17 protein-coding genes and 1 tRNA gene are annotated in these 17,403 nt (G+C 67.1%); 10 read left to right on the forward strand and 8 right to left on the reverse strand.

Annotation, left to right across the window (positions count from 1 at the left end):
- Positions 1 to 38: 38 nt before the first annotated feature.
- From yccS to ABH900_RS04710, 6 genes are all read left to right on the forward strand, one after another.
- Positions 39 to 2,216 (forward strand): YccS family putative transporter, encoded by a 2,178-nt coding sequence (yccS, locus tag ABH900_RS04685; RefSeq protein ID WP_429621755.1) that lies wholly within the window; start codon positions 39 to 41, stop codon positions 2,214 to 2,216.
- 157 nt (positions 2,217 to 2,373) lie between these two features.
- Positions 2,374 to 3,168 (forward strand): SDR family NAD(P)-dependent oxidoreductase, encoded by a 795-nt coding sequence (locus tag ABH900_RS04690; protein WP_429621756.1) that lies wholly within the window; start codon positions 2,374 to 2,376, stop codon positions 3,166 to 3,168.
- 138 nt (positions 3,169 to 3,306) lie between these two features.
- The gene (locus tag ABH900_RS04695; RefSeq protein WP_429621757.1) at positions 3,307 to 5,196 is read left to right on the forward strand and encodes an MFS transporter; all 1,890 of its coding nucleotides are present in this window, start codon (positions 3,307 to 3,309) and stop codon (positions 5,194 to 5,196) included.
- Between the two features lie 181 nt (positions 5,197 to 5,377).
- Positions 5,378 to 5,665, forward strand: a complete 288-nt coding sequence (locus ABH900_RS04700) for a CD225/dispanin family protein (protein WP_012512303.1) — start codon at positions 5,378 to 5,380, stop codon at positions 5,663 to 5,665.
- A gap of 34 nt (positions 5,666 to 5,699) precedes the next feature.
- A complete protein-coding gene (locus ABH900_RS04705; protein WP_429621758.1) occupies positions 5,700 to 5,978 on the forward strand; it encodes a CD225/dispanin family protein in 279 nt (92 codons plus the stop codon).
- Between the two features lie 44 nt (positions 5,979 to 6,022).
- Positions 6,023 to 6,448, forward strand: a complete 426-nt coding sequence (locus tag ABH900_RS04710) for a DUF2752 domain-containing protein (protein ID WP_429621759.1) — start codon at positions 6,023 to 6,025, stop codon at positions 6,446 to 6,448.
- Between the two features lie 478 nt (positions 6,449 to 6,926).
- Here the strand turns inward: ABH900_RS04710 and ampE are convergent, their stop codons facing one another.
- The 5 genes from ampE to ABH900_RS04735 form a co-directional block, all read right to left on the reverse strand.
- Entirely contained in the window at positions 6,927 to 7,814 is an 888-nt protein-coding gene (ampE, locus tag ABH900_RS04715; protein ID WP_429621760.1) for a regulatory signaling modulator protein AmpE, read from the reverse strand.
- A gap of 146 nt (positions 7,815 to 7,960) precedes the next feature.
- Positions 7,961 to 8,866, reverse strand: coding sequence for an NAD(+) diphosphatase (nudC, locus tag ABH900_RS04720; RefSeq protein WP_429621761.1), 906 nt, complete (start codon positions 8,864 to 8,866; stop codon positions 7,961 to 7,963).
- Positions 8,867 to 9,026: 160 nt separating this feature from the next.
- Positions 9,027 to 9,419: an iron-sulfur cluster insertion protein ErpA gene (erpA, locus tag ABH900_RS04725; protein WP_429621762.1), complete on the reverse strand. Its 393-nt coding sequence runs from the start codon at positions 9,417 to 9,419 to the stop codon at positions 9,027 to 9,029.
- Between the two features lie 31 nt (positions 9,420 to 9,450).
- Positions 9,451 to 9,915: a bactofilin family protein gene (locus ABH900_RS04730; RefSeq protein WP_429621763.1), complete on the reverse strand. Its 465-nt coding sequence runs from the start codon at positions 9,913 to 9,915 to the stop codon at positions 9,451 to 9,453.
- A 4-nt stretch (positions 9,916 to 9,919) separates the two neighbouring features.
- Positions 9,920 to 10,663, reverse strand: coding sequence for a DUF6776 family protein (locus tag ABH900_RS04735; protein WP_429621764.1), 744 nt, complete (start codon positions 10,661 to 10,663; stop codon positions 9,920 to 9,922).
- A gap of 179 nt (positions 10,664 to 10,842) precedes the next feature.
- On the opposite strand from ABH900_RS04735, the gene ABH900_RS04740 reads away from it, so the two are divergent.
- From ABH900_RS04740 to ABH900_RS04750, 3 genes are read left to right on the forward strand one after another with little or no spacing between them, the layout of a single operon-like run.
- Positions 10,843 to 11,460 (forward strand): DUF4126 domain-containing protein, encoded by a 618-nt coding sequence (locus tag ABH900_RS04740; RefSeq protein WP_429621765.1) that lies wholly within the window; start codon positions 10,843 to 10,845, stop codon positions 11,458 to 11,460.
- 44 nt (positions 11,461 to 11,504) lie between these two features.
- Positions 11,505 to 13,406, forward strand: coding sequence for an EAL domain-containing protein (locus ABH900_RS04745; RefSeq protein ID WP_429621766.1), 1,902 nt, complete (start codon positions 11,505 to 11,507; stop codon positions 13,404 to 13,406).
- A gap of 1 nt (position 13,407) precedes the next feature.
- Positions 13,408 to 15,591 (forward strand): ATP-binding protein, encoded by a 2,184-nt coding sequence (locus ABH900_RS04750; RefSeq protein WP_429621767.1) that lies wholly within the window; start codon positions 13,408 to 13,410, stop codon positions 15,589 to 15,591.
- 58 nt (positions 15,592 to 15,649) lie between these two features.
- On the opposite strand, the gene bfr is transcribed toward ABH900_RS04750, so the two are convergent.
- From bfr to ABH900_RS04765, 3 genes are all read right to left on the reverse strand, one after another.
- On the reverse strand, positions 15,650 to 16,120 hold the full coding sequence (gene bfr, locus ABH900_RS04755) for a bacterioferritin (RefSeq protein ID WP_005419804.1): 471 nt from the start codon (positions 16,118 to 16,120) through the stop codon (positions 15,650 to 15,652).
- A gap of 140 nt (positions 16,121 to 16,260) precedes the next feature.
- Positions 16,261 to 16,470, reverse strand: a complete 210-nt coding sequence (locus ABH900_RS04760; protein ID WP_294996653.1) for a (2Fe-2S)-binding protein — start codon at positions 16,468 to 16,470, stop codon at positions 16,261 to 16,263.
- 108 nt (positions 16,471 to 16,578) lie between these two features.
- Positions 16,579 to 17,199: an RNA pyrophosphohydrolase gene (locus ABH900_RS04765; protein ID WP_429621768.1), complete on the reverse strand. Its 621-nt coding sequence runs from the start codon at positions 17,197 to 17,199 to the stop codon at positions 16,579 to 16,581.
- Between the two features lie 121 nt (positions 17,200 to 17,320).
- Here ABH900_RS04765 and ABH900_RS04770 point away from each other — a divergent pair.
- Positions 17,321 to 17,397 (forward strand) — tRNA-Met (locus ABH900_RS04770).
- Positions 17,398 to 17,403: the final 6 nt, after the last annotated feature.

The following is a 17,403-nucleotide window of genomic DNA, read 5'->3' on the forward strand; positions in this document are numbered from 1 at the left end:
CCCGCAATAATGGAGCTCGATCCTTCCACCGAGCCTGCATGTCCGCCCGCCAATCCCGCCTCAGCCGCCTGTGGGCCCACGAAAAGGCCAGCTATGGCCTGCGCGTGTTCATCGCACTGAGCATGGCGATGGCCGTGTGCTGGCAGCTGGAGGCGCTGACCGCACTGCCCGGTGTGTTCCTGGGCATCATCGCCAGCGCCATCGCCGAGACCGATGACAACTGGTGGGGCCGGACCAAGGCCGTCGCGCTGTCGCTGCTGTGCTTCTGCATCGCGGCGGCGTCGGTGATCTGGCTGTTCCCGTGGCCCTGGATCTTCATCGGCGCATTGGCGCTGTCCACCTTCGGCCTGACCCTGCTCGGTGCGCTCGGCGAGCGCTATGCATCCATCGCCCAGGCCACGGTGACGCTGGCGATCTACACCATGATCGGCCTGGAACAGCACGGTGCCAGCGACCTGCACAGCGCGCTGGACGCGGTCAGCCATCTGCTGGCCGGTGCGATCTGGTACGGCCTGCTGTCGATCCTGTGGACCGCGCTGTTCGCCAACCGCCCGGTGCGCGAACGGGTGGCGCGGCTGTACCAGGAACTGGGCCGCTACCTGCAGTTGAAGGCCGCCCTGTTCGAACCGGTGCGCGAAGCCGACCTGCAGCGCCGCCAGCTGGACCTGGCCGAGCAGAATCGGCGCGTGGTCGGCGCGTTGAACGAGGCCAAGACCGCGATCCTGGCTCGCTTCGGCCGCTCGGGCCGGCCCGGCGTAAATTCCGGCCTGTACCTGCGGCTGTACTACATGGCGCAGGACTTCCACGAACGCGCCAGCTCTTCGCACTATCCGTACGGCGCGCTGGTCGATGCGTTCTTCCACAGCGACGTGCTGTACCGCTGCCAGCGCCTGCTCGACCTGCAGGGCCAGGCGTGCGCGCGGCTGGGTGAGGCGATCCGGTTGCGCCGTCCATTCGTGTATGGCGAGAGCAACCAGCAGGCTGGGCGCGACCTGGCCGATGCGCTGGCCTACCTGCGCGACCAGCAGCGCCCGCAGTGGCAGCGCCTGCTCGGTTCGCTGGACCTGCTGGTGCACAATCTGCGCAGCATCGAACGCCGCCTGCTGGATGCCGAGCGTTCCGAGGCCAGCCTGGACAACGTCGACACCCGTCTGCGCGACAGCAATCCACACACGCTGCGCGAAATGGGCGTGCGCGTGGTCCAGCAGTTCACCCCCGGCTCGGTGCTGTTCCGCCACGGCCTGCGCATGGCGCTGGCCCTGATCGCCGGCTTCGCGGCGATTCGCCTGTTCAATGCGCAGAACGGCTCGTGGGTACTGCTGACCATCGTGTTCGTATGCCGGCCGAACTTCGGCGCCACCCGCCAGCGTCTGGCCCAGCGCATCGTCGGTACCGTGGCCGGTCTGGTATTCACCTGGGCTCTGCTGCAGCTGTTCCCGCAGCTGCATGTGCAGCTGCTGATCGCGCTGTTGTCTGCGCTGCTGTTCTTCTTCACCCGCACCGACCGCTACCTGGTGGCCTCGGCGGCGATCACGGTGATGGCACTGACCTGCTTCAACCTGATCGGCGACGGCTTCGTGCTGATCGTGCCGCGCATGGTCGATACGCTGCTGGGCTGTGCGATCGCCGCTGCGGCCGCCTTCCTGATCCTGCCGGACTGGCAGGGCCGCCAGCTGCACCTTGTGCTGGCCCGCGTGCTGGATACCGCCGCGCGCTACCTGGATTCGGTGCTGGGCCAGTACCGCAGCGGCATGCGCGACGACCTGGCCTATCGTATTGCCCGGCGCGACATGCACAACGCCGACGCCGCGCTGTCCACGGCATTGTCGAACATGCTGCGCGAGCCTGGCCACGTCCGCCGCAACCTCGATGCCGGCTTCCATTTCCTGGCGCTGTCCAACACCCTGCTCGGCCATCTGTCTGCATTGGGGGCACACCGCGACCAGGTGGACAGCTACGCCGGCGATCCGCTGGCGCTCGCCGCCGGTGATCGCGTACGCAAGGCGCTGCAGCAGCTGGCTGCCGCACTGACCGCACGACAGGCGGTCAGCGAAGACGACAACGACGCCGACCGCGCGGTCGCCGCCGAACTGGAGCAGATCGAGGATGCGATGCCACCGAAGCTGCAGTTGATCCGCACGCAGATGGCGCTGGTGCTGCGCCTGCTGCCGAAGGTGCGGGCGGCGGCCAATGAGGCGGTGCGCACGCTCACCTGACAGCGCGCCGCCCGGCATGGCGCGGTGATACCCGCATCGCATCCACGCATGGCGTGGATCTACTGTGCCGTGTGCAGCAGCCTGTTGCATCCGGGTGAAGCAGCCCGATCACGCGGCCACGCGGATACTGGGCATTCCCCCGCTCCGGATTCCTCCCATGAAGATCGAACTCAGCGGCCGCTCCGCGCTGGTCACCGCCTCCACCGCTGGCATCGGCCTGGCCATCGCGCAGGGACTGGCCGGCGCGGGCGCGCAGGTCATCCTCAATGGCCGCAGCACCCAAAGCATCGAACGCGCCCGCCAGCGCCTGCTCGCCACCGCTCCGGGCGCGAACGTGTCGGGAATCGCCGCCGACCTCTCCGATGCGGCCGGCGTCGATGCGCTGCTGGCCGCCCTGCCCAGGGTCGACATCCTCGTCAACAATGCCGGCATCTTCGGTCCAGAGGACTTCTTCGAGACCGACGACGCCACCTGGGAACGCTACTGGCAGACCAACGTGATGTCCGGCGTACGCCTGTCGCGTGCGCTGCTGCCGGCGATGGTCGATGCCGGCTGGGGCCGCGTGCTGTTCATTTCCTCAGAATCGGCGCGCAACATTCCCGCCGACATGATCCACTACGGCGTCAGCAAGACCGCGCAGCTGGCACTGTCGCGCGGGCTGGCCAAGCGCGTGGCCGGCAGTGGCGTCACCGTCAACACGGTGCTACCGGGCCCGACGCTGTCCGATGGCTTCGCCGCGATGTTCGAGGATGAACGCCAGCGCAGCGGCAAACCGCTGGAGCAGATCGGCCGTGAGTTCGTGATGGAACACCGGCCGTCTTCGGTGATCCAGCGCGCCGCCACGGTCGAAGAAGTGGCCAACATGGTGGTGTACCTTGCCTCGATGCAGGCCTCGGCCACCTCCGGCGCTGCACTGCGCGTGGATGGAGGCGTGGTCGACGATATCGTCTGAGGCTTCCGCAGGTGTGCGGCCAACGGCCCGCACCCACCGCTATGGGGTCTGAGTAGATCCACGCCATGCGTGGATGCATCCCACCGCAGTCCCGACACATGGGCAGGAATGCTAGGCTGCGCCGGTCAAGGAGGTTCCATGTCCGGTCACAACCAGTTCGCCCTGCTGCGCCAACGCCGTTTCCTGCCGTTCTTCGTCGTGCAGGCGCTCGGCGCGTTCAACGACAACGTGTACCGGCAGGCGATCATCAGCATGCTGCTGTTCATGGCCGTACCGGAAGAAGAACTGGGGCTGTACGCCACGCTGGCGCCGGCCATCTTCATCCTGCCGTACTTCCTGTTCTCGGCATTGGCCGGGCAGATCGCCGACAAACTGGAAAAATCGCGACTGATCGTGATCACCACCACCATGGAGATCGTGATCATGTCGCTGGCCGCCACCGGCTTCCTCACACAGAGCCTGCCGGTGCTGCTGGTCGCGCTGTTCTGCACCGGCATGCAATCGACATTGTTCGGTCCGGTGAAGTACTCGGTGCTGCCCTCGGTGCTCAAGCCCGAGGAACTGACCGGCGGCAACGGCCTGGTCGAGATGGGCACCTCGATGTCGATCCTGACCGGCATGATCGTCGGTGGCCTGGTATTCACCGTGGCCGGCAGCCACGGCACGGTCGTGGCCGCGTGCGCGATCATCGCGCTGGCCATCTGCGGAAACATCGCCGCCCGCCTGATTCCCAAGGTCGACGCCGGCGACCCGAACCTGAAGATCAACTGGAACCCGTTACCGGAATCGCTAGCGGTGCTGCGCATGGCGCGGCAGCAGAAAGCGGTGCGCAATTCGATCCTGGGCGTATCCTGGTTCTGGTTCGTCGGCACGGTGCTCACCTCGCAGCTGCCGGCCTACGCAGTCACCAACCTCGGTGGTGAGCCGACCCTGTACATCTTCGCCCTGGCGCTGTTCTCGGTCGGCACCGGCATCGGCTCGCTGCTGTGCGAAAAGCTGTCGGCACGCACGGTGGAGATCGGCCTGGTGCCACTGGGCGCGTTCGGCATGACCGCGTTCCTGCTCGACCTGTACTTCGCCCGCAGCGGCGAGGCAACGGTACACGGTCTCACCATCGGCCCGTTCCTGCAGCAGCCGGGCAGCCTGCGCATCGTCATCGACCTGATCGGCATCGGCCTGTTCACCGGCATCTTCGTGGTGCCGCTGTTCGCGCTGATCCAGAGCCGCACGCCGAAGGCGCAGATGTCGCGCGTATTCGCTGCGCTGAACATCCAGAACTCCGGCTTCATCGTCGGTGCGGCACTGCTGTCGCTGGCCGCGCACAAGCTGCTGCACTGGACCATTCCGCAGCAGTTCCTGGCGCTGGCCATCGCCAATGCGCTGGTGGCGATCTACATCTTCACCATCGTTCCCGAATTCCTGATGCGCTTCCTCAGCTGGCTGATGGTGCGCACCCTGTACCGGCTGCGCCCGCACGGCATCGAGGCCAACGTCCCTGACGAAGGTGCCGCGCTGCTGGTCTGCAACCACGTCAGCTACATGGACGCACTGATCCTGTCGGCCACGATCCCGCGCCCGGTGCGTTTCGTCATGTACTACAGGATCTTCAACATCCCGGTGATGCGCTGGATCTTCCGCACCGCCAAGGCGATCCCGATCGCCGGCGCGCGTGAAGATCCGGCGCTGATGCAGCGCGCGTTCGACGAGATCGATGCGGCGCTGGCCGAAGGGGAGCTGGTCTGCATCTTCCCGGAAGGCGCATTGACCAAGGATGGCGCGATGGCGCCGTTCAAGTCCGGCGTCGAGAAGATCCTCGAGCGGCGGCCGGTGCCGGTAGTGCCGATGGCCCTGCGCGGCATGTGGTCGAGCATGTGGAGCCGGCGCGACAGCCGCCTGGGCCGCATGCGGGTGCCGCGCCGCTTCCGCGCCACGATCGAGGTGGTGGCGGCGCCGGCCGTGGACGGCCATGCCACCGATGCCCCGGCACTGGAGGCCCGGGTGCGAGCTCTGCGCGGCGACCACGCCTGACGTAATCGGCCTGCCAGGCAGGCCGGACGACCTCTCCGCATACGCCACCGTCCAGTGGCAGACCCGTCAAACCTTGGCTGTAAACGCATACATGCAACGCCGGTTGCGGTAGATTACGCACCCACAGGGGGGAGGTCCGGCTGATTCATCAAGGCCGGCCACCAAGGAATGGAGTCTCGCTTTGAATCAACCACCACCGCTCAGCCGTCCGGTCTACATCCCCAACCACCTGGTCTGGGCGATCCTGACGACGCTGTTCTGCTGCCTGCCGTTGGGCGTGGTGTCGATCGTCTATGCCTCCCAGGTCGATGGCCGCCGCGCGGCCGGCGATCTGCCGGGGGCCTACAGCGCGTCGCGCAAGGCGGGCTGGTGGGCGGTGGCTTCGGCCGTGTCCCTGCCGGTCCTGTTGCTGTTGTGGTTCGGGCTGTTCGGCGGCTTGGCCGTACTGGGCGCTCTTTCCGACCAATGATTCACCACCACCACCCATCAAGGAGCTTGAACCCATGAACACCGCCACTCCGCAGGTCCCGAACAATCTGGTCTGGGCCATCCTGAGCACCCTGTTCTGCTGCCTGCCGGCCGGCATCGTGTCGATCGTCTACGCCGCACAGGTCAACGGCAAACTGGCGGCTGGCGATATCGCCGGTGCACAGGAATCCTCGGCCAAGGCCAAGAAGTGGGCCATCTGGTCGGCCATCGCCGCCGTCGTGGTCGGCGTGCTGTACGGCATCCTCATCGTCGCCGTCGGCGGCATGGGTGCGATGAGCAACAGCGGCTACTGATCGGCCTGGACGGATCCGGCGACCGCGCCGGATCCGTTGCTGCAATGTCTGCACGTCCCGCACGCTTCCGACTCGCCCGCTGGGCACCGCTGCTGGCTGCCACCGGCCTGGCCGCGGGTGCCGCCGTGGTGCTGCGCAACGTCAATCCGTATGTCACCGGCAACCCGCTGCCGAGCTGCCCGCTGTACGCGCTGACCGGCCTGTACTGCCCGGGCTGCGGCAGTACCCGCTGCCTGTATTCGCTGGTCCATTTCGACCTGCCCGGCGCGATGGCGATGAATCCGCTGCTGGTCATCAGCCTGCCCTTCCTGTTGCTGATGCTGCTGAACACCGTCGGCGTCCGGCCGCGCGTGCTCGACCCGTTGATGCGGGTGCTGGCCAATCCCACGTTCTGGCTCTGGGTGCTGCCCGGCTATGCGCTGCTGCGCAACCTGCCGTGGCCACCGTTCACCGCGCTGGCACCGGTCTAGGTTTCCCGCCAACGGCGCAGCCCCTCGTGATGGGCGGCGTTTGAAGGCCGAAGCCCTGGGTTGGCCGGGTGGGATGGGTTTGCGGGGGACGCCGTGAATCCGTCCCTGGAGGCTTGGCCGCGGCATCCATGCCGCGGACACCCCCGCAAACCCATCCCGCCCGGCCACGGACAGTTTCCGTGCGCGTCCACCACGGAAAAGAAAGAGAAGATCAAGAGCGAAAGCGGATCGCTTCGCTCTGCATCCACGCATGGCGTGGATCTACCGGCCGTCGGCAGGAAACTGTTGGGGGTGGGGCGGTGTGTGGCTGCAGGACCGTTGGCGCCATGGATGGCGCCATCGAGCCCCCAGGGATGGGTTTACGGCGTGTCCTGCAGCCCCACACCGCCCCGCCAGACCCTCGGCAACCCAGAGCTGCTGTTGCCGTTGCTCCGGCCTTTGCCTCTGCAGGTGCAGGGCTGCAAGCCCTGCAAGGCACCTACGTCACCCAGCCTGCGATCACCAGCAGGGCCAGTACGGCCAGCCACAGCAGCAGCATCCGCCACACCAGGCTCATCGCATCGCGCAGGTCCGGCAACCGCTGCCACACCGGCAACAGGCCCGCCTCGGTGTAATCGTGCGCATCCTCGCGCAGCTCGGCATTGACACTGGCCCGTGCCACCGCACCGAGGAAGCCGATGCCACCAGCCAGACGCTCGCCATGGGCCTGGCGCCAGGCCTTCCACGCCGTGTCGAAGTTGCCGACCAGCGCCATCGAAAACGCCATCAACTGCGCCACCGGCCATTCGATCCAGCCCAGCAGCCGCTGCGCCAGCGCCAGTGGCTCCACCGGCACGCGCGCGCGCATCGGGCTTTCCGCCATCAACGCCAGCAGCCGGTAGCCCAGCGCGCCGACCGGACCCAGCAACAGGAACCAGAACAGCACCGCGAACCAGCGCCGCAGTGCATTGAGCACGGTGGCCTCGACCAGCGACGGAAGATCCTCGCGCAGGCTGCCACCGGCGGCCTGCAGGTTGCGCACGGCCGCCTGCCGCGTGGCCGCATCATCGGCATCGATGATCGCTTCGATATCGCGATCGAGATCACGCGGCCCCCAACACCAGGCCAGCACCGCCACGCCCAGCAGCAGCGAAGGCAACCCGAACAGCACGCCGCGCAACAGCCATGCCAGTCCGCCCATCAGCAGCAGCGGCGGCAACAGGGCCAGCGCGACACCGGCCGGTCCCTGCCAGGCCTTGCCACCGTGCACATCCAGCCAACCCAGCCAGCGCCGGAAACCGTCGAAACGGCGCAGCGAGGCCGCAGCGGCCGGGGCGACGTGGCCCAGGGCCAGTGCGACCAGCACGGCGGCCAGAGTGGTGAACATGGCAGGTCTCCCTACGAAACAGAACGCTCGGCGTCGCTACCTTACCTGTCACAGCGACGCCCTCACGGGTGACCCCGACTGTAACCCGGGCCGTGTTCAGGTGGCGGCAATACACGCCGCTGCACCGGCTTCACAGCCACCGGCCCTCAGCCCTGCTGTTGGCGATACCAGTGTTCGATCAGGCCACGCGAAATCGAGATCGGCGGGGACAGGCGGATGCCCTGTCCGTCATCCTCCAGGTCACGCGCCAGCGCAGCCCCCACCTCGTCGGCACTGAACCAGCGTGCATCTTCCAGCTCGCCATCCACGGTCGGCAGGTCGTCCTGCGCCTGGGCACGGAAGCCGACCATCAGCGCACCCGGGAAAGGCCACGGCTGCGAGCCGAGGTACTGGCAAGCGGTCACCCGCACCTTGCTCTCCTCATGCACTTCGCGCACTACGGTCTGCTCGAAGGTCTCGCCCGGTTCAACGAAGCCGGCCAGCACCGAGTAACGACGCGGCGCCCAGTTCGACTGGCGACCAAGCAGCAGCCGACCCTGGTTCTCCACTGCCACGATCACCGCCGGGTCGACCCGCGGGTAGTGCTCGGTGGAACACTGTGGGCAGCGGCCGACGAAGCCGCCCCGGGCAAACGCCACGGCGCCACCGCAGACGCCGCAGAAGCGCGTGCGCGAGTGCCAATAGGACATGCCCCGGGCATAGCTGAAAACGGTCGCATCGGCCACCGACCACAGCAATGCAGCCTGGCGCAGATCGAGACGACGCGGCGCGCTGGTGGTGACGCGGCTGGCTTCCACCGAGAACCACGCCTGTTCGCCACGCTGGCCGAGGAAGATCGCGGCACCGGGGCCACCGCCGACGTCCGCGCCGGTCAGCACCAGTGGCTGATCGTCATCATCGGTGAACGCGCTGCCATCGTGGTCGAGCACGAGAATGCGCGCATCCGGCCACAGGCGCGCCAGTGCATCGGCATCGTCGCGCAGGGCATCGGCGCGCTCCAGCGGTTCGCCCACGAAGGCGAAACCGGAAAGCGGCGAAGGAGTATTGGGCATCCGACAAGCGTGCCGCCAATCGATGCGGGTGGCAAGGTCGGCGCTGTGCGCAATCTGCCGTTGTGGGCGTGGAGGCACAGAGCATCCACGCATGGCGTGGATCTACTGATCCGCTCTGGTGGGTGCCAACCCTGGTTGGCACATGCCGGCCACAGGCCTCTTACATGCTGAAGCTGCTGCCGCAGCCGCAGGTGGTCTTAGCGTTCGGGTTGCGGATCACGAACTGCGCACCGGTCAGGCTCTCGGTGTAGTCCACCTCGGCACCCATCAGGTACTGCAGGCTCAGCGGGTCGACCAGCAGGGTCACCCCGCTGGTCTGTACTGCCAGGTCATCATCGGCACGGTTCTCGTCGAACTCGAACCCGTACTGGAAGCCCGAACAGCCGCCTCCCTCGATGTACACACGCAGGGACAGGTCGGGGTTGCCCTCTTCCTGGATCAGGGATTTGACCTTGGCGGCCGCCGACTCGGTGAAGTTCAGCGGGCGCTCCAGCGATTGGTAATCGGGCGCGGCAACCGGGGTGGCGCCGGGCAGGGAGACTAGCGTGCTCATGGTGTCAGCATGGGGGCGCCGACGATGGCTTTCAAGCCATCGCCTCCGCCAGCTTGCGGCGCGCGGCGGTGTCGCCCTTGCCATCATTGGCGTCGTCGCCTTCCGGCGCCGGCAGGGCCGCCATCGGGGCGCTGGCATGGATCAGGCGGCCGTTCAGCTGGGCGCCCGCATTCATCTCCACCACCTGGTAATGGACGTTGCCATTGACCCGCGCGCTGGGGGTCAGCTCGACCTTCTCGGTGGCGTGTACATCGCCGTCCAGACGGCCGCTGATGACCACCACCTGGGCCCGGATCTCACCTTCGATCACGCCGTGCTCGGCAACCGTCAGGGTCGCGCCACTGGCACCTTCGGCCGCGATCACCTTGCCGTGGATGCGGCCTTCCACATACAGCCCACCACTGAATTCCACATCACCGCGGATCACCACCTGGTTGCCGATCAGGGCATCCACCACCAGCTGGCCATCACGGTTGGATTTGCTGCTTCCGAACATCTGCCTACTCCCCTTTGCTGGCCGGCGCACCGGCCTGTTTCCAGTCGAATACCTGGGTGGTACCCCCCGTACCACTCCCCAATGTCACCCGCACGCGTTGCGGGGTGAAGTCAGCCGGCAACATCACGCTGCCGGTGATCTGCTGGAAGTACCGGAACGAGTAATCCTGCCCCGGCACCTTGCTGCGCTGGTGCAGATCATCCCAGCTGATCGTGGCCAGCTTGCCGTTCTTCACGCCTTCCACGGTGAAACGCATCTGCCCCTGGCTGATGGCACCACGGTTGAGGTTCTGGGTCAGCACGGCGGTGTACTGCCAGGTGCCGGCCGCTTCCGGGCTGAACTCTATCGAGTGGGTGTTCAGGCCTTTGCGCTGGCTCGTCGACCCCACCAGGCGCTCGTAGAAGGCGACGTCGGCGCGCAGGCCGGCGATCTCCTCATCACGCTCGGCCAGCGAGGACTGCACCTCGGTGTTGGCGGCGCGGCTGATGCGATCGGACGCTTCCAGCGTGGCCTGCTTCTGGCGCAGTTCGGTCAGCTGCGCCTGCAACGTCCCTGCACGCGCCTCGGCCGCCTGCAGGCGTTGTCCCTGTGCATCACGCGGCGTGGCCATCCAGCAGCCGCCGAGCACGGCCAGCACCAGGCTGAGCAGCCAGATGCCACCGATCACCAGCAGGCGACGACGGTCCACCGGCGGTTGCGGTGCACCGGGCAGGCGTACCTGCACGCGCATGGGAGGGCGGTTGTTCATGGGTGGTTTCCGGGGCATCGCGAGGGCGACACCGGTACGGCCCCTGTGGCAAACGACGGGCTAGTGTATGACAGGACGGGTGGGTTTCCTGCGCAGTGACCCACCGTGGTCTGTGGCGTTCAGGCACGCCATCGCCGATAGTGTGGCCCCCTGCACAGTTCCGTCGCCGGAGCCCCGCCATGACCGAAGCCCACCTGTTCGTGATCGGCATCCTGCTGGCCTGGCTGGCCGGCATCCGCGTCTATCTCACCGTGTTCGGCGTCGGCCTGGCCGGCCTGCTCGGCTGGGTCGACCTGCCCCCTGCCCTGCAGGCCACCGAATCGTGGTGGGTGCTGGGAACCTCGGCAGCATTGGCCGTAGCCGAGTTCTTCACCGACAAGATTCCCGGCGTGGACTCGGCCTGGGACCTGGTGCAGACGCTCGCCCGCGTGCCCGCCGGCGCCTTCCTTGCCGCCGCCACGCTGTCACCGGATGGCCAGCTCGGTACCGGCGCACTGGCCGCGGGGGCCGGTGTTGCGTTGGCCAGCCATGGCCTGAAGGCCGGCACACGTGCCCTGCTCAACACATCACCGGAACCGGCCAGCAACTGGGTCGCCTCCGCCGCCGAAGATACGGTGGTGATCGGTGGACTGGCACTGGCACTGGCGCACCCATGGGTTGCACTGGTGGTGGTGCTGGCCTGCAGCCTGGCCGGCGCACTGCTGGTGTGGCTGGTCTGGCGTGCATTGTGGAAGGGCGTGCGCTGGCTGGCGCGCGGCGTATCGGCCCCTCCTCCGGGACAGGCTGGCACCGGTTGATCGCCGGGCTTGTCGCATAATGGACGCGATTACCAGGAGCACCGATGGCCGCAAACGAATCCCCCGCGGGCGCCCGCCCGGGACGCGCTGAAACCCCTCCGGCCGATCATTGGCAACGATGGACCGCTGGCGTGGCAGGCCCCGCTGCAATGGCATCGGCCACGGCCGGCGCCGTTCCACCGCCGATCGCCGCTGACGCGCCGGCGGCGGTCAACAGTGCACCACCGCCATTGCCCGCCCCCACCATGCTGGCCGAAGCCGGCAACAGCGACCTTGCGCCACCCGCGTCCGACTCGCCCTACCGCGTGCTGATCGTCGAAGACGATCGTGCCCAGGCCCTGTTCGCGCAGAGCGTGCTGCACGGCGCCGGCATGCAGGCGATCGTCCACAGCGATGCCGATGCCGCGCTGCAGGCGATCAAGGAACATCGTCCTGACCTGATCCTGATGGATCTGCACCTGCCTCTGCCAGGCCTGGACGGCATGCGCCTGACCGCACTGATCCGCCAGCAGCCCGGCCTGCAGCTGCTGCCGATCGTGTTCCTCAGCGGTGATCCGGATCCGGAGCGCCAGTTCGAGGTGCTCGACAGCGGCGCCGACGATTACCTGAGCAAACCCATCCGCCCGCGCCACCTGATCGCCGCAGTAGCCAACCGCATCCGGCGTGCGCGTGCCCAGGCCGCCACCCTGCCCGGTGCAGCCGGCGCACCGGCCACCAGCAATCCGGAAACCGGCCTGCCGACGCGCCACCACGTATTGCAGCAGCTCAACACCGCACTCGCCCATCGCGACTGCGGCGGCGTGTTCTTCATCGAAGTGGCCAGCGCGCTGGGCCTGCGCGAGCGCTATGGCTATGCCGCGTTCGAACGTCTGATGGTGCAGGCCGGGCAGCGCCTGGCCGAGGCCGGTCATCCGCACCTGCTGGCGCGCCTGAACGACAACAGTTTCCTGCTGCTGGCCCGCAACGCCGACGAGGACACCCTGGAAGGCATCGCCGCGACCCTGCGCGAGCAGCTGTCGGCACGTGCCTTTGTGATCCGCGACGATGAATCCGTGCACCTGCGTGGCGTGGTCGGTTATGCGCCGCTGTCCCCGGGTTTCGACGATGCCAACAGCGCGCTGGAGGCAGTCGAGCGCACCACCCTGCAGGCCCGCCTGCTCAGCGCCGGGGTGGCCGGCCACGTGCACCGCCAGGCGATCACCGAACAGGAACACCTGGCGCTGCTGGAAGGCCAACTGGAACTGGCCTACCAGCCGATCGTCGCCGTCGCCGGCGGCAACACCGCGCAGTACCAGCTGCTGCTGCGTCTGCGCCAGGCCGACGGCACAGTACTGGCCGCCGGGCAGGTGATTCCGGCGGCAGAAGCGGCCGGGCGCATCGCCGACCTCGACCAGCAGGTGATGGACCACGCGTTGGGCCTGCTGGACCTGTACCGGCACGCGACACAGCCGTTGAACCTGTTCGTCTCGCAGTCGCTGCGCACGCTGCAGCGTGATGTCTTCGCCGATTGGCTGCTGGAATCGCTGCAGCAGCGTGACCTTGCCGGCAGTGCGCTGGTGATTGACGTGCGCCTGCCCGACGCGCTGATCCACACCGTGCCGCTGCAGCAGTTCTGCCAGCGCATGGCCAGTGCCGGGGTGCGCTTCTGCCTGAGCCAGTTCGAGCCCAGCGGCGAGGCCGATGCATTGCTGACCCAGCTGCCGTTGTCGTTCGTGCGCATGGCAGCACGCTTCTCCAGCAGCCATTCCAATCCGGCCACGCGCGAGGAGCTGCGCAAGGCGATCGAACAGGCGCACGCCGCCGGGCTGCAGATCATTGGCCAGCAGATCGAAGACCCGCAAGCAGCGGCGGCGATGTGGGTCGGCGGCGTCGACTACATCCAGGGCAACATGGTGCAGTCGGCCGGCAGTGACCTGAACTTCGACTTCCACAACGCGGTGCTCTGACGTGCCGCTGTGGGGCGTGCTGCTGGTTGCCTTTGGTGCGGCCACCATCGCGCTGCTGCTGGGACTGCGCCTGCGCGAGCGCAACCGTGCGCTGGCGCAGTTGCAGCGCGAACGCAGCGCGCTGGCCGCCGAGCGCGACCAGCTGCTTCGTACCACCGAACGCCAGGGACAGCTGGAACAGCAGCTGCTGCAGGCCAAGCAGGCCGCCGAGGCGGCCGTGCTGGCCAAGGGCGAGTTCCTGGCCACGATGAGTCACGAGATCCGCACTCCCCTCAACGGCATCCTGCCGATGCTGGAGCTGATCGCGCGCGGGCCGCTGGGCGAGGACCAGCGGCAGATGCTGGCCACCGCCTCGGCCAGCTCGCAGCAGCTGCTGCGCATCGTCGATGACATCCTCGACTACTCACGGCTGGAAGCGCAGGCGCTGGAACTGGAAATCACCAGCTTCAACCTGCGCGACCTGCTCGACGGCGTGGTGCAGTTGATGCAGCGTGCCGCCGACACCAAGGGTCTGGCCTTGGGTCTGCAACTGGACCCGATGGTACGCCTGCCGGTGCGCGGGGATCCGGTACGCCTGCGTCAGGTGCTGAGCAACCTGCTGGCCAACGCGATCAAATTCACCGCCCGCGGCCAGGTGCAGCTGCGCGTGCAGCGCCTGGGCGAGGGTGCCGCGCAGCATCAGCTACGCTTCGAGATCATCGACACCGGCATCGGCATCGACGAGACACTGCAGGCGCGTCTGTTCCAGTCCTTCAGCCAGGCCGACGCCTCGACCACCCGCATCTATGGTGGCACTGGGCTGGGCCTGGCGATCTGCAAGCGCATCATCGACCTGATGCACGGGCGCATCGGCGTGCAGTCCACGCCCGGCCAGGGCGCGATGTTCTGGTTCGAGATCCCGCTGTTGAAGGTGCCCGGCGACCTGCCCGCAATGGCGCGTGCGCCGGCACCACTGCTGCTGTTCAGTGCCGATGCCGGACTGCAGGCCCGCATCGAGCGCATCGCCGCTCACCACGGCCTGCAGGTGCAGGTACTGGCACAGCGCGATGCACTGATCGAGCGCCTGCGCGCCGCACCGCGCCCCGGACAGCCCGCACCGGCATGGCTGCTGGTCGATGCCCGCGCACGCCGCACCGGCGAGGCCACGTTGCAGCAGGCGCTGGCCGAGCGCGGTGAGGACGACGCACTCCAGGTGCTATGGCTGCAGGACGACGTGCTTCAGCCACGGCCACGCCAACGCCAGCTGCCCGCCCACTTCGATGACGCGGCACTGCACGCCCTGCTCGCCGCACCGGTGAGCACCGCACGCCCTGCGGCATTGCTGGCCAGTGCCGAAGACGGACAACTAGTGGCCACGCTGCCGCCACTTCATCTGCGCGTGCTGCTGGTGGAAGACAACACCGTCAACCGGATGGTGGCCGAGCAGCTGCTGCGCGTGTTCCAGTGCGAGGTGCGCAATGCCGCCGATGGCGAGCAGGCACTGCTTGTCCTGCGCGAAGGCGGCGTGGATGTGGTGCTGATGGATTGCCAGATGCCGGTGCTGGATGGCTACGCCGCCACCCGCCAGTGGCGCGTCGAGGAAGCGCAGAGTGGACGTGCGCGCCTGCCGATCATCGCGATGACCGCCAACGCCATGGCCGGCGACCGTGAGCGCTGCCTGCAGGCCGGCATGGACGACTACCTGTCCAAGCCGATCGCACGTGCCGCGCTGCATGCGCTGCTGCGGCGCTGGGGACCGCGATCGGTCGATGTCGGAGCGTCGAGCTTGCTCGACTGCGGTCAGCATGGCGATAGTCGAGCAAGCTCGACGCTACAATCCGAGCCGCCAAGCGCGTCCCCGCAACCGGTGCTTGACCGTGAAGTGCTGGACGAACTGCACGCCGTGATTGGCGATGCCGCCACCCGGATCATCTCGGTGTTTCTGGAAGATGCGCCGGCGATGGTGCAGCAGTTGCAGCTGGCCGCGCAGAGTGGCGATGAACCACGCCTGCAGGCCGTTGCGCACAGCCTGAAGTCATCGAGTGCAAATGTGGGGGCGTTGTCGCTGTCGGCTGTCGCGCAGCGCATCGAGCAGCAAGCCCGCAACGGCAACCTGCAGCGCCCCGCGGTGGCGGTTGCGCTGCTGGTCGCGGAGTTCGCCCGTGCGCGCGTGGCGCTGACGGGCTACCTGGGCCAGCGCCGATAGCGTCGAGCTTGCTCGACGACCAGACCCACCAAGGCAGTCGAGCGAGCTCGACGCTACGTCACTCTTCGAGCTTGCTCAGCAGGTACTTCGGTTCGCCGATACGCTCGATCAGATCGAGCTGGGTTTCCAGCCAGTCGATGTGCTCTTCCTCGGAATCGAGGATCTTCACGAACAGCTGGCGGCTGACGTAGTCGCCAACCGAGTCGGAATAGGCCACGGCCTCGCGCAGGGTGACCACGCCATCGCGTTCCAGCGACAGGTCGCACTGCAGGATCTCGGTCGGGTTTTCGCCGATGCGCAGCTTGCCCAGCGCCTGGAAGTTCGGCAGGCCTTCGAGGAACAGGATGCGGTCGGCGAGCATGTCGGCATGCTTCATCTCGTCGATCGATTCCTTGTACTCGTGTTCGGCCAGTTCCTTGATGCCCCAGTTCTTCAGCATCTTGGCGTGCAGGAAGTACTGGTTGATCGCGGTCAACTCGTTGTAGAGGACCTTGTTGAGGAATTCGATGACCTTGGTGTCGCCCTTCATGGGGATGCTCCTGCACGCTGAAAACGCAGGCACTTTAACGCCTTGCGCAGGCCGGTGAAGGAACGCGAATCGTGCGCATTGGCCTGTGCGGCCAGCAGTGAAGGAAGCGGCAGCGGGGCGTCAACGCACCGCGAAAACGGTCAAGCAACCTGCGCCAGGCCCAGCACCGGAAGCGGCAGATCGTGGGTGGCGCGTGCCTTGGCCAGCAGTTCGCCGGCCATGTCCAGGCAGGAACCGCAGGTGGCGCCACAGCCGGTACGCATGGTCAGTTCGGCCACCGAGCTGACGCCATGGCTGGCGGCTTCGCGGATCTGGTGGTCGGTGACTCCGTTGCAGATGCAGACGTACACAGGCGTGAACCGGGCTGACGGGCCAGAAGTGGCCTGTTGGCTATTCCAATGGAAACGAGAATGGTTGTCAATCAGAGACCTGAACCATTCTCGATACCGTTCAGCCACTCAGCCGGGTGGGCCGTCGCCCTGCGCCTTCTTCGGCCAGTAACCGCTGGTCCGCGGACGCTTGCGGGGACGGTCGTGGCCCGCGGTGTGGCCCGGCATCCAGGCCTCGGCAGCACTCTTGGGCATCGCGGTAACGCCTTGCCCCGCCACCCCACGTGCCAGCGGCGCCAGATGCCGCAATGCGCGCGCATAGACGCCGCGCTTGAACATCACCACGTGCTCCACGGGGTACCAGAAGTCCACCCAGCGCCAGTGATCGAACTCCGGGGAGTCGGTGTGGTCCAGGCGCACGTGGGATTCATCGCCGGTCAGGCGCAGCAGGAACCAGACCTGCTTCTGGCCGATACAGACCTGCCGCTCGTTGCGGCGGATGGCTCGTGCCGGCAGCTTGTAGCGCAGCCAGCCGGGCGTTGCCCCGAGCACTTCCACGTGCTCAGGCAGCAGGCCGGTCTCTTCCTGCAGTTCTCGATACATGGCCTCGACAGGCGTCTCGTCGGTATTCATGCCGCCCTGCGGGAACTGCCAGCCATCCCGGCGCACGCGTCGTGCCCAGAACACCTGGCCGTCCGGCCGCATCAGCACAATACCGACGTTCGGTCGATAGCCGTCCGGATCGATCACGATGCGGACTCCTAAAAAAATCTACTGGCCGGGACTATCCCATGCCCTCTGTCGGCCTACAAGCACGGCACAAAAGTGTTGACAGAGGCGATGCACATCAGCAGAATAGCGGGCTCACCGAGGCTATGTAGCTCAGCCGGTTAGAGCACAGCACTCATAATGCTGGGGTCGGTGGTTCGAGTCCACCCATAGCCACCACACTGA

It is taken from the genome of Stenotrophomonas sp. AN71, assembly GCF_050435725.1.
Lineage (GTDB): Bacteria > Pseudomonadota > Gammaproteobacteria > Xanthomonadales > Xanthomonadaceae > Stenotrophomonas.